13 protein-coding genes are annotated in these 12197 nt (G+C 56.8%); 5 read left to right on the forward strand and 8 right to left on the reverse strand.

Features of this window, described 5'->3' with window-relative positions:
• Nucleotides 1–30: 30 nt before the first annotated feature.
• The 3 genes from R84865_RS00850 (at nt 31) to R84865_RS00860 (ending at nt 2699) form a co-directional block, all read left to right on the forward strand.
• Complete coding sequence (locus R84865_RS00850) at nt 31–1335, forward strand: MFS transporter (protein ID WP_435638584.1); 1305 nt, start codon at nt 31–33, stop codon at nt 1333–1335.
• 267 nt (nt 1336–1602) lie between these two features.
• The gene (locus tag R84865_RS00855) at nt 1603–1827 is read left to right on the forward strand and encodes a hypothetical protein (RefSeq protein WP_435631560.1); all 225 of its coding nucleotides are present in this window, start codon (nt 1603–1605) and stop codon (nt 1825–1827) included.
• A gap of 512 nt (nt 1828–2339) precedes the next feature.
• Nucleotides 2340–2699: a DoxX family protein gene (locus R84865_RS00860; protein ID WP_435638585.1), complete on the forward strand. Its 360-nt coding sequence runs from the start codon at nt 2340–2342 to the stop codon at nt 2697–2699.
• A 163-nt stretch (nt 2700–2862) separates the two neighbouring features.
• On the opposite strand, the gene R84865_RS00865 is transcribed toward R84865_RS00860, so the two are convergent.
• Genes R84865_RS00865 through ltnD form a run of 7 tightly spaced genes read right to left on the reverse strand, consistent with a single transcriptional unit; the run spans nt 2863 to nt 9537 of the window.
• Nucleotides 2863–4164 carry an MFS transporter gene (locus tag R84865_RS00865; protein WP_435638586.1) on the reverse strand — a complete coding sequence of 434 codons (1302 nt, stop codon included), beginning with the start codon at nt 4162–4164 and terminating at the stop codon, nt 2863–2865.
• Between the two features lie 21 nt (nt 4165–4185).
• Entirely contained in the window at nt 4186–4821 is a 636-nt protein-coding gene (gene otnC / locus R84865_RS00870) for a 3-oxo-tetronate 4-phosphate decarboxylase (RefSeq protein WP_435631563.1), read from the reverse strand.
• 2 nt (nt 4822–4823) lie between these two features.
• Nucleotides 4824–5786: a D-erythronate dehydrogenase gene (gene denD, locus R84865_RS00875; RefSeq protein WP_435638587.1), complete on the reverse strand. Its 963-nt coding sequence runs from the start codon at nt 5784–5786 to the stop codon at nt 4824–4826.
• Nucleotides 5783–6577, reverse strand: a complete 795-nt coding sequence (locus R84865_RS00880; protein WP_435638588.1) for a DeoR/GlpR family DNA-binding transcription regulator — start codon at nt 6575–6577, stop codon at nt 5783–5785. Before R84865_RS00880 ends, denD begins: the two co-directional genes overlap by 4 nt.
• Nucleotides 6574–7359: a 2-oxo-tetronate isomerase gene (gene otnI, locus R84865_RS00885; RefSeq protein WP_435638589.1), complete on the reverse strand. Its 786-nt coding sequence runs from the start codon at nt 7357–7359 to the stop codon at nt 6574–6576. Before otnI ends, R84865_RS00880 begins: the two co-directional genes overlap by 4 nt.
• A gap of 1 nt (nt 7360) precedes the next feature.
• Complete coding sequence (gene otnK / locus R84865_RS00890) at nt 7361–8623, reverse strand: 3-oxo-tetronate kinase (protein ID WP_435638590.1); 1263 nt, start codon at nt 8621–8623, stop codon at nt 7361–7363.
• Nucleotides 8614–9537 carry an L-threonate dehydrogenase gene (gene ltnD / locus R84865_RS00895; protein WP_435637062.1) on the reverse strand — a complete coding sequence of 308 codons (924 nt, stop codon included), beginning with the start codon at nt 9535–9537 and terminating at the stop codon, nt 8614–8616. Before ltnD ends, otnK begins: the two co-directional genes overlap by 10 nt.
• A gap of 442 nt (nt 9538–9979) precedes the next feature.
• Here ltnD and R84865_RS00900 point away from each other — a divergent pair, with 442 nt between their 5' ends.
• Nucleotides 9980–11191, forward strand: a complete 1212-nt coding sequence (locus R84865_RS00900) for an MFS transporter (RefSeq protein ID WP_435638591.1) — start codon at nt 9980–9982, stop codon at nt 11189–11191.
• On the opposite strand, the gene R84865_RS00905 is transcribed toward R84865_RS00900, so the two are convergent.
• Nucleotides 11183–11506, reverse strand: a complete 324-nt coding sequence (locus R84865_RS00905; RefSeq protein ID WP_435637060.1) for a winged helix-turn-helix domain-containing protein — start codon at nt 11504–11506, stop codon at nt 11183–11185. The genes R84865_RS00900 and R84865_RS00905 overlap by 9 nt on opposite strands.
• A gap of 171 nt (nt 11507–11677) precedes the next feature.
• Here R84865_RS00905 and mntR point away from each other — a divergent pair, with 171 nt between their 5' ends.
• Nucleotides 11678–12088 (forward strand): manganese-binding transcriptional regulator MntR, encoded by a 411-nt coding sequence (gene mntR, locus R84865_RS00910; RefSeq protein WP_435631571.1) that lies wholly within the window; start codon nt 11678–11680, stop codon nt 12086–12088.
• Nucleotides 12089–12197 lie beyond the last annotated feature (109 nt).

Genomic DNA, 12197 nt, shown 5'->3' on the forward strand with positions numbered 1-12197 from the left:
ACAATAACGAGCCACGAAGAAGGTCAACGTATGACAGCTAACGATGCCAGCAGCGCAGGTCGCGAAAACACGCGCGTAGGAAGAGCGAAGTCGATTGCGGCGATTACCATCGGTAATGGCCTCGAGTTTTTCGACTTCACCAGCTACGCCTTTTTCGCACCAATAATAGGCAAGCTATTTTTTCCTTCTGGCGATGCGATGACCCAATGGCTGCTGGCAGCAGCGTCATTCGCCATAGGCTTTATTACGCGCCCTCTAGGCGGCCTGATTCTTGGCGCCTACGCCGATAGAGCAGGGCGCAAGGCCGCGATGAGCCTGACGCTACTCATGATGGCCGTCGGCTCGGCCGTGATCGCCTGCACGCCCACCTATGCGCAGTTGGGAATATGGGCGCCGATGTTGCTGATTGCCGCACGGATGCTGCAAGGATTTGCCCTGGGCGGCGAAGTTGGAGCGTCGACCACGCTGTTGATCGAAATGGGCAGCAACCACTCACGCGGCTTTTATTGCAGTCTGCAAATTCTTAGCCAAGGACTAAATTCGATCTGCGGCGCTCTATTAGGGCTCGCGTTAACCTCGTGGTTATCGACACACGCACTGGAAGCGTGGGGCTGGCGAACACCCTTTATTATTGGCACCGTCGTTGGCGCGATCGCCATCTACATTCGCCGCAACCTTCGCGAAACGCTCACCACCACCAAGTCGTCGCATACCAGCGATTTGGGCAAACCCATCGCACGCCTGTTTACTCAGCACTACCGCAGCCTCGTTATTGGCATCCTGACCGCCATTGGCAGCAGTTCGGCGACGTATATCGTGTTTTATTATCTATCGAGCTATGCGGTCGAAGTGCTGCATTTCCCCATCGCGCTATCGCTGTGGGCCCCCGTAGTCAGCTCCGCGGTGATGGTACTAAGCGCGCCTTTGGCGGGCATTTGTGCCGATCGCTACGGACGTAAGCCAGTGATGGGCATCTCCAGAATTCTACTGATTATCGGGATTTATCCCGCCTTCGTACTGATCAACGCGCTACCAACGATCGGCGTTCTTATTATCGTTAGTTCGCTGCTGGCGATGCTGGTTACCTTCACCAGCGTGTCAGCCTTGGTGATGCAGCCCGAGCTCTTCCCGCGCGAAGTACGTGTCACCGGCATGTCGGTCGTTTACTGCATAGGCGCCTCGATATTCGGCGGCTTCGCACCATTTTTCGCGACACTGCTGATTAAAATTAGCGGCAACGACTTCGCGCCTTCATGGTATTTGATTGGGTGCGGTTTGATTTCAATGGTGCCGCTGTTATTTATGAAAGAAACCGCAGGTAAGCCGCTGGATTGAGAGAAAGCGGGGCGCTGGGGCCTGCCAATGGATGCTTATCGATGCTATGAAGCGCTCGGCGCATCGTGGCCCCAGTTATCTTTCCAATCATTCATTTTTTCGCGTCGAACGCTAAATTACAGCTGTTCGCGTGAATTTATGCATAAAATGGCGCTATAGGAACGCTGGCGTGTGCTGGTTTTCTTCGACACCAGCACACGCCAGCGCCTAACATCAAAGACAAGCTGCCAAACCACGATACCTTGGCTATCTGGCTGGATGCCGACGATGCGAACTGGAAAAAAACCACGCTATCTGGATCTTGATTACCTGACGCGTCAGCGTTTTTTGCAACGCGCTGGGCGAATATTTCCCTTCGTGATGATCGCGATCGCTGTGACGTTCAATTACTGGGGCCATCCGATCATTACGGTGCTGATGATGGTAACCGTGCAGCTGGTAGTATTCATGGTGCTGCCTATGCTGTGGCGCTGGCATCATCCACAACGCTAACGTCCACAGTGGGTTGGCAACGCTGAGCGTTGGTACAGGGATCGTCGATAAACGATTTTGGCTTACGGTGAAGACCAATCCTGGCGATATCGCCAAGGATGGCTCGCTGATCTCGCTAAAACGCGCCATATCCGCACTTCGCATAATATATATTATGTTAAATACAATATGTGGAACACGAACGCTCACGGCCCTCGATTGATCGCAACATCGTTATCGTGACGTTCCTCTGCACCTTATCCCTCTCCTTCGAACGCTTACCTCTCGCCGATCTTCTGTCTATTAGCGGCTTTCTTCGCTATTGCGCAGACATTGCAGTTTATTAGCTGCGTGATCAACGATCCTAAGGAGAACGCCAGGTCATCACTGGACTGGTTTACAACGCTGCGATGACAAATGACGTTTGTACGGCTGGTATTTGGAATTACTGAGATTGGTCACGCCGATGAGAAAATTTTTGCCGGTCTGGATTCATTCCACCACATCAGTCGGTATTCATGGGCTTGAGAATAATGGATCCAACGCTGGCGGCCGTTATGATGATCGCGGCGGGTATCGTCGAGTTTTCGCTTGCGATCAGCGTCGGGCTGAGGCTGTTGACCCGCGCAGGCGGATTGCTCGGCGTCATCTATTTCCTGATTGCCACGGTGGTGTTTGGAGGTGAATGGAGCAGCGGCTACCGTTGGAACACGCCAAATGGCGGCTGGGAATATGTGCTGCTGATTCTGGTGGTCTTTGGCAGCACTGCTTACGTGGATGCCGGTAAGTTTTCGTTGGATGGATGGCTGGATGCCACGCCCGCTTCTATTACTGTGTACCAATCGCGCCGGAATTCGCAGCCTGACGCTCCGACAGCCCCCGTCCGCCAATGAACAGCGCAATAGCGGATAATATCTGCACGCGAATAATCTTGCGGCAAGAGTCCCGTCGGCGGTCTATTGCGATGTTTTCCCCCCAACAAAAAGCGGGGCCACCTGTCTAGGCGCCCCGCTACTGTTTGGACGTTACTCGCATCACTACCGCCCCGCTGCTGTGCTAGCGGTTGACCTTTTGGGGCGGCACGGTGAACACCAGAATGGCACCGAACACCATAAAGGCAGCCAGCATATACATGCCGATGGCGGAAGACTGCGTCCAGTCCTGCAACGCGCCAATCATATAAGGGCTGACAAATCCTGCCAGATTGGCGAGCGAGTTGATCATCGCAAGACCGGCCGCCGCACTGGCACTGCTCAGCACCGCCGTGGGCAGTGACCAGAACATCGGTGCGCAGGAGAGCACACCTGCCATTGCCAACGATAGTGCGATGATCGAGATAACCACACTCGAGGCCGACGCTGCTACCACAAAGCCAACGGCTGCCACCATTGCAGCACCGATCAAATGCCAACGTCGCTCGCGATGCTTATCTGCGCTGCGGCCGGTGAAATACATCATGATCACCGCGCAAATAAAGGGGATGGCGCTCAATAACCCGATGGCCAGGTTACTTTCGACGCCGGAGCGCTGAATCAGCGAGGGCATCCACAGCGTTAGCCCGTACTGCCCCATCACGAAGCTGAAATAGATCAGCGACATTAGCCAGATATCCGGATTTTTCAGAAGTTTAAGGAAACCGCTGTGGCCAATGGTATGCTGACGATCCTGCTCGATTTCTTCTTCAACAATGGTGCGTTCTTGAGCCGACAACCACTTGGCATCTTTCACCGAATTGTCGAGCACGCGAATAATAATGACGCCCAATACAAAGGCCGGCACGGCTTCGATCAAAAACAGCCACTGCCAGTTGGCAAACGATCCCCAATCGGCAAACTGATACATGATGGCACCGGAAATGGGATTACCAATAATACCGGCGATCGGGCTACCAATCTGGAACAGCGCAAACATCTTGGCGCGATGCTGGGAAGGAAACCAATAGGTCAAATAAAGAATAATGCCCGGATAAAATCCGGCTTCGGCCACACCCAATAAGAAGCGCAGCGTATAGAACTGCCAATCGTTCTGTACGAAGGCGAATAATGCCGAGATAACGCCCCAGCTGATCATGATGCGAGCAATCCATGCCTTGGCGCCAATGCGGTGCATCATCATGTTACTGGGCACTTCGAAGAAGAAATAACCAATAAAGAAGAGCCCCGCACCTAGCCCATAAGCAGTATCGCTCAGGCCAATATCGTGGCTCATCTGCAGTTTGGCAAAGCTGATATTAACGCGATCCAAATAGGCAATAATGTAGCCAATTAACAGGATCGGCATAATGCGCCAAGCCACTTTTTTGAACACACTGTCCCGCGCCGAGCCATCGGCGCTCGGCGGTATCATTGAGTCGTTCATGGTAATCCTCTGCGGCTGTTGCTAGCCGAACGTATCAAGCAGGTCGGTGATATCGTGTTCGGACAGCTCGTTGACGGGCAGATTTTTCAATAGCAGTGCCAGCTTGGCACTCTCCTCGAGTTCCTCTGCGGCATTCACCGCACTTTCAAGCGTCGCGCTGGCGATCACCGGGCCGTGATTGGCCAACAGCAAGGCCCGGTGTTCCTTTGCCGCGCCACGAATGCTCTCCTCCATCGCGGGATCGCCCGGGCGAAAATAGGGTACGACCGGCAACGCACGTCCTACCCGCATAATGAAATACGGCGTGAGCGCTGGCATTGCCGCCTGTCCCTCATCAGAGCGAGCAAGGCAGCTCAGCGCGGTGGCGTAGGTGGAATGAAGGTGCACCACCGCACCCTCTTGCGGCCTGGCCTCCAGCACGGCGCGATGCAGAAATACTTCCTTGGTCGGCTTGTCGCCGCTAATGTGCTGCCAATTGCGGTCAAGCTTGCTGATTCTGTCGGCTTTTAGCCGGCCCAGCGACGAATTGGTCGGCGTCATCAGAAAGCCATCCTCAAGCCGCACACTGATATTGCCCGCGGTACCCACCGAGTAGCCGCGATCAAACAAGCTTTTGCCAAGTGCTACCAACATCTCGCGCTGTTCGTTTTCGCTCATGCTTAGGCTCCCGGTCCAAATTCGTTAACGTACTGACGAATCACATCATCGATGTGGGCATCCGCCGAGAACCCCAATCCAAGCGGGCGAACCACATCGAAATCGCCCGGCCAGGAGCAGACAATATCCACCACCCGCTGCTCGATATCGTTGCTGACCAATGCGCGAGCCTCACGGCCGACCACCCGCTCAAGGCCGTTCAGCATCTCGTTAACGGTGACGCACAAGCCTGGCAGGTTGAGCACTCGCCAAATACCGAGTGAAGAAGCCTTTAGCGTTATCGCGTGGGCGAGATTAGCGACCGCTGCATCGGGCGAAGAGAGCCACATTCGGGTATCAAGCGGCACAGGGGCATTGGACGGCTGCCCCGCCACCGGCTCCCGAATAATGCCGCTGGCAAACGATGACGCCGCCGAGTTGGGCTTGCCGGGGCGTACCACAATAGTAGGCAGGCGACACACCAAGCCATCGATAAACCCTTTGCGCGAGTAATCGTTGACCAATATTTCACCCAGCGCCTTTTCTGCGCCGTAGGACGACTGCGGCATCAGCGCGAGCGTTTCCGGCACAACTTCGGGCATGGTGCCGCCAAAGACCGCCAGCGATGAGGTAAAGATGAAACGAGGTGAAGTGCCCGTTTCGCGAGCGGCTTCCAGCAGCGCCCGAGTGCCGTCGAGATTGATGCGCATGCCGGTATCGAATTCGGCCTCGGACTGACCGCTCAAGGCCGCCGCCATGTGATAGACCGCGATGGTGTCGCGGCTAATAACGCTACGCGCAAATTCAGGATCGGCGATGTCGCCGGTAATCGACTGCACGCGCGTATCGTCGAGCGAACACGCCACCAGATCGACCGACACGATCCGATCAAGCGGCGGGATGACGTCCTTGTCACTTGCTTCGAGCAGCGCCTGGATGAGTCGACGGCCTAAAAATCCGGCCCCGCCGGTCACGACGATATTCATGGGGATACCTCACGTTCATTGGATTCGATACTGGTACTGAGGTGCAGCTGAACACCCTGCTGAGTAATGACATCGCGGGCGTTTTGCGCAAGCGCGCTGTCGCTAACCACATCGGTCAAACGACCGAGCGGCAGCGCACAGAACGTCGAAAACATGCCGTATTTGCTGCTGTCGGACACCAGCACGCGGCGCTGTGCGCTGTCAGCAATGGCCTGCTTGACCGCTACCTTGGATTCACTAGGCGTCGATACACCGCGCTGGTCAAAGGATGAGGTGGAGATAAAGGCAAGATCGAAATTAAAGCGGCGGATAATATCGGCGGCAGCGCTGCCAATGCACGACTGGTTCTCGCGTTCGACCATGCCGCCGGTGTGCCACAGCTGGCAACGAGTCTCCTTGGCGATGAAGGCTGCGGTGACAAAATCGTTGGTCACAATGGTCAGATCGCTGCGATTCACCAGATGATGGGCAATTTCCAGCACTGTGGTGCCCGCATCCAGATACACCACCATGTTCGGGCTGATCATGCTGGCCGCGAGCGCGCCAATGGCACTCTTTTCTGGCGTATGAAGGGCACTTTTATCGAGGTGAGAAGGCTCCTTGAATAACCGCCCCGCCAACTGCGCGCCGCCGCTTACCGCGACCACTCGGCCCTGCTCTTCCAGCACGCGAATATCGCGACGAATGGTCATCGGCGACACGTCCAGCAGTGACGCTAGCTCAATCGTGGTCACAATGCCGCGCTGTAACAGCAAGTTGATGATTTCAGTCTGGCGCTTGGCAGGAATCATGATGGTTGCCCCCGATAAGCAGAAAACCATCCCAGACCGTCTTCGGTGCGACCGCGCGGGTGATATTCACAGCCGATCCAGCCGCGATAGCCCTGCCGGTCGAGCTGCTGGAACAGCCATTCGACATTCAGTTCGCCTTCATCGGGCTCATGGCGATCGGGCACTGAAGCCACCTGCACATGGCTGAATTCGCCGCGCATTTGCTCCATCAGGCGCGTCAGGTCACCCTCCATGATCTGGGCGTGATAAAGGTCAAACTGAACCGCCACATTAGTGCGATCTACCATTTCCAATAGGCGTACGGCTTCGCGCTGGTGAGAAATGAAATAGCCAGGCATGTCGCGCTGATTGATCGGCTCGACCAGCAGCGTGATCCCGTGCGGCGCGAGCTTGTCAGCGGCATAGCGGAAATTATCGATGAAGGTACGCTGGCACTGTGCCGCGTGCAGCTCGCCGGTAATGCCCGACATGGCGTGCAGCTGCTGGCAGCCCAGCGCACGTGCGTAATGTAGCGCCTTGTCGACGTTCGCTCTGAACTCCTGCTCTCGGCCGGGAATGGCCGCCATACCGCGCTCGCCGGCGTCCCAGTCTCCCGGCGGCATGTTGAACAGCACTTGCGTCAACTGGTGGCGATCAAGCTCGCGAGCAATATCCTCGGCCTCGTAGGCATAGGGAAACAGGTACTCGACAGCGCTAAAACCGGCCGCAGCGGCACGCTCGAAGCGCTCCATAAAGGGCACGTCGGTAAACATCATCGAGAGATTGGCAGCAAAACGTGGCATATCAATCCGTTCCCTGATTGGCGATGCGCTGCGCATCGAAAAAGAAGGTATCCGCGCCGAAATTTCCCGATTTCAGCGCGAGCGATTTACTATGGTCGAGCGCTTTGACCCATGGCACCCCGGGCGCTATTTGCGGCCCGATAATGAAGCCATCGATACCGAGCGCCTGAGTGACCGCTCCTGAGGTTTCACCGCCCGCGACAATAAAGCGGCTGACACCAGCATCGGATAGCGCTACCGCCAAGGCACTGAACAGCGCCTCGATGCGCTCGCTGGCATGCTGGGCACCGTAGCGCGCTTGTATCTGCTGTAGCTCTGCAGGAGGCATGGTGGCGTAGATCAGCGGCGCATATGGTGCATTGGGCTGTATCGCGAACCAGTCGACCAACTCGGTGACGTAGTCCGCTAGCTCACCCGCTATCGCGCGCTCGGGCGCGATTGCCAACGCAGGCGCTTGACGCCGATACGCGTCTACCTGTCGGTTGGTCATTTCGGAGCATGAGCCTGCCAGCACGGCTGTTCTGCCATCGCTTGGGGCACCGGCCTGTGCGGCGTTAGACCGCCCCTGCCAATGGCGCGTCATGCCATCGGCAAGCCCAGAGCCGCCGGTAACCAGCTTGAGGCCCTCAACCGCCTTGCCCAACACCTGCAAATGCTGATCGTTCAGGGCATCCAATACCGCATAGCGGTTGCCCCGCTGACGGAGCGTGGCGAACTGGTCGCGTACCGCGTCAACGCCCTGCTCGACCTGCGCTACCGCGACATTGCCTGCCGTGCCTTGCGCCTGAGCTTCCATTACCCGCATCAGATTGGCGTCCGTCATCGGCGTCACCGGATGATGGCGCATGCCCGACTCATTAAGCGGCACGCCGTTAACGAATAGATAGCCCTGATAGGTAGTGCGACCGTTGACCGGCAGTGCGGGACACACCACCGTAAATGACTCATCCAGCGCGTCGAGCAGCGCATCGGTGACCGGCCCGATATTGCCGGCGGCGGTACTGTCGAAGGTAGAGCAATACTTGAAGAAAAAGCGCTGACAGCCGTTGCCTTGCAGCCACTTCAGTGCCGCGAGGCTTTGCTTGATGGCAGACTCAGCGGCACAGGAGCGGCTTTTCAGACTGATAACGACAGCGTCGGTGTCGACCTCGATAGGCGAATCGGGCACGCCATTGAGCTGTAGCGTGCGCAACCCGTTACTCACCAGAAAGCCAGCAACATCAGTCGCTCCGGTGAAGTCGTCGGCAATAACCCCTAGATACATGATGACTCGCCTCCCTTGGTGGGCAGCGAGATACCAGCGAAGGTCTTGATCACGGCAGCGTCGTCTTCTTCACCAAAGCCCGCATTAGCGGCATTGGCGAACATCGCATAGGCGGTACTGGCCAGCGGCAGCGGAAAGCGCAGACCTAGCCCGGTTTCATTCACCAGGCCCAAATCCTTGACGAAGATATTTACCGCCGAATGGGGTGTGTAATCACCGTCAAGGACATGACGCATGCGATTTTCAAACATCCAGCTATTGCCCGCTGAACTGGTGACGACTTGATACAGCGCCTCCATCGACACCTTTGCGCGGCTAGCAAGAGCCATCGCTTCCGCCGCTGCCGCGATGTGCACCCCGGCCAGCAGTTGGTGGATAATCTTCACCGTAGCGCCCTGCCCAATGGTGTCGCCGACGCGATGGACGTGAGCCGCGACTGCGTTTAGCACCGGCGCAAGCTGCTCGAATACCTGAGCCTGCCCCGCCGCCATGATGGAAAGATCGCCGCTTGCCGCCTTGACTGCCCCGCCAGATACCGGCGCATCCAGTACGCGTAGGCCGCGCTGCTCAAGCTGTGCCGCAATGCTCATCGCATCGTCGGCTGCCATGGTCGACGACAGCATTACCGCGGCGCCAGCGGCGAGCCGCTCCGCTAATCCACCTTCCCCAAACAGCACCGCACGGCACTGGTCGGCGTTCACCAACAGCATCACCACCGCATCGAGCTGTGCGGCAGCTTCATCGTTTATCTTGGGACCCGCACTAACGGCTCCCGCCGCCTTTAACGCCTCGCAGCGCTGCTGATCAAGATCGAGGCCATAGGTATCAAGGCCAGCTGCCACGCAAGACTGGGCGACTCCGGCCCCCATGGAACCTAAGCCCACGACTAATACCCGATAATTTGGCTGAGACATTGCATCGCGCTCCCATACCGACATCGTTGACGATCAAAAAGTAACAACTTATTTGATTAATTCTGTGACTTTGTGATCAATACTAACAACTGGACTTTAGTTTCTAAAACTAATGGCGTGTCGTAGCAGGTATATGGCGAAACTTCGTCGCACAATGGCGCTAACGGCTTCGCCTACGGGAAGATGGATTCACCGAAACTGAGCTCAGTGCGGCCAGAAAAAGCCCCTGAACTAGCGCTGCGGCGCAGGTTTCAGCCGCTATCGGGGAGCGCTTGAACACCCTGCAACAGATGAACCTTGCTCATCCTCCATCGATGCTTGGCAGCCAAACCTCAGGGCTGGTTTAGCAGCTTCGCGTTCGCGTTGGGTTTTCCCCTGACCAGCGTCACGTTATATGCTGCCGGCATAATCACAACAGCGTGACGACCACGGGAGCTCGAAGGTGCAATCCTCGCAACGACTGACTCAGGCAACATCCTTTACTCGCATATTCCCGGTGTTGATCTTTAATCTGGCGCTTTATCTCAACATCGGGCTGCCCATGGCAGCGATCCCACTCTTTGTCAGTCACGAATTGAAGTTCGGCGCCGTAATTGCGGGGTTTGCAGTATCGCTGCAATACATCGCGACCTTCGCGTCGCGACCTTCCGCCGGTCGCCGTATTGATCGACGCGGCCCTCGAACGTCGGTGTTACGAGGCTTGCTGGTGGCGGGGATATCAGGAGCGCTTTTGTTTATTGCCGATGTTTTCAGTGCCGCTCCTTGGCTGGCATTGGCGGTGTTAGCAATATCACGACTGGCGCTGGGCTGGGCAGAGAGCTGGGGAACCACCGGCGTTATTGCGTGGAACATTCATCGACTCGGCGCTATCAACACGCCGTTTGCGATCTCCTGGAATGGCGTGTGCTCTTATGGCGGTATCGCTGTTGGCGCTGCAGTGGGGCTGATGCTGTATCACCTACCGGGCGCTTTCGGCGGGCTGACCACTATCGGTTTGCTATCGCTAGCAATGCCGCTGGCGTGCTGGTGTTTGTGCAAGACCTATTCGCCCGTGCGCCCTGAGCGGCATGAGAACGCTGCTCCTTCAGGATTTCGTGAGGTGTTTAAGCAGGTGCTGCCGTTCGGTAATGTGCTGATTACCGGCTCGGTAGGATTTTCTGCGGTGTGGTCATTCATGGCACTGGCGTTTGCCGCCAATAGCTGGGCTGGAACACCTGTTGCGCTGCTGCTGTTCGGGCTATTCTTTATTGGTGTAAGAATTTTCGGTTCCGACCAGATCAATCGCTACGGCGGTTTCACCGTCACGCTGGTCTCGTTGATTGTGGAAGCGGTAGGCATGGCACTGATCGTGCTGTTCTATTCGCCGCTTGCCGCCATGCTCGGGGCGGCCCTATGCGGTGCTGGCTTCTCGCTGATCTTCCCGGCGCTGGGCACTTTGGCGGTCGAGCGTGCGGGCCCAGCCAATCGAGCGCTGGCGATTGGCAGCTTCTCACTGTTTCAGGATCTCGGCATTGCGCTATCAAGCCCGCTGCTGGGGCTGGTAATCGACGGCGCTGGCTATCGCTCGATCTACTTGGTGGCCGCGGTCGTTGCTGCACTGGGTGCACTGCTGTGTCACCGTTTGCATCGTCGGCTGGGGAATGCGTTAGGGTGATGTTGGTAGCGGATAGCCCAACAGCGCGGCAATCTGCTTGATGTGCTGCTGAACCCAGTCTCGATTAATCGCGCCCCAGTTCTCTATCACGTAAGTTCCCTGGTTCTGACGTCCGCCCTCGGTTTGTTGGAAGCGGCACTCGATATCCAGCTCGTGCAGCGCACTGATCGTGTCCTGAGCCGTACGACGCGGCATGCCGCTATGTGACGTAATGGCGGGCACGCTGGCCACCGCTTGCTCAATCAGCCAAGCAACATATAGCCTGCGGTAGAAGCTGGTGCGGGTTTTGCTGGGTGTCGACGAAGGTGCTGTCATTACGACAAAGGATCCTGTGCGGGTGTGGTGGTGAACCAACAGCGATACAGCCAGTGGCCCACCTGCCATGGAAAATTTGATGTTATTGCGCAGATTAGGCCCGTTGCCTATCGAAGAACAGGTCCTTGTGGTAGTTTCATCACTTTATGATTGAAGAGAATTGCTAACCTCATGGAATCGCTTCCTCACCACGAACACTTTGACCGCGTTCGCCAAGATCACCAGCGCGAGTTGGTCGAAGACTATGTAGAGGAAATTGCCCATCTGCATCATCAGCTCGGGGAAGCGCGCGCTAGCGACCTCGCCGAGCGCTTTGGTGTCAGTCCTGCGGCTGTTTCCAAGGTTGTTAGCAAGCTCAAGCGCGACGGCCTGGTCAACGCACGCCCTTATCGGGGTATCTTCCTAACCGAAGAAGGCGAAACGCTGGCCGAAAAGGTAGCCGCTCGTCATGAAGTCGTGCTGGAAGTGCTGCGACAGTTTGGCGTACCAGAGGAAACCGCCCGCGCCGACTCTGAAGGAATCGAGCATCACTGCAGCGACGAAACCGTTGCCGCCATGAAGCGCTTCCTGAAAGGCAAGTAGCCATACGGCCCTCAATAAGAGGGCCGCATCCAGCCGCTATTGCTAGCGAACGCCATTAACGCCTGCCCACTAACACCTTATCGCTTGACTCATCCTGCGCGAGCGACGC

This window comes from Carnimonas bestiolae (assembly GCF_051251145.1).
Classification (GTDB): domain Bacteria; phylum Pseudomonadota; class Gammaproteobacteria; order Pseudomonadales; family Halomonadaceae; genus Carnimonas; species Carnimonas bestiolae.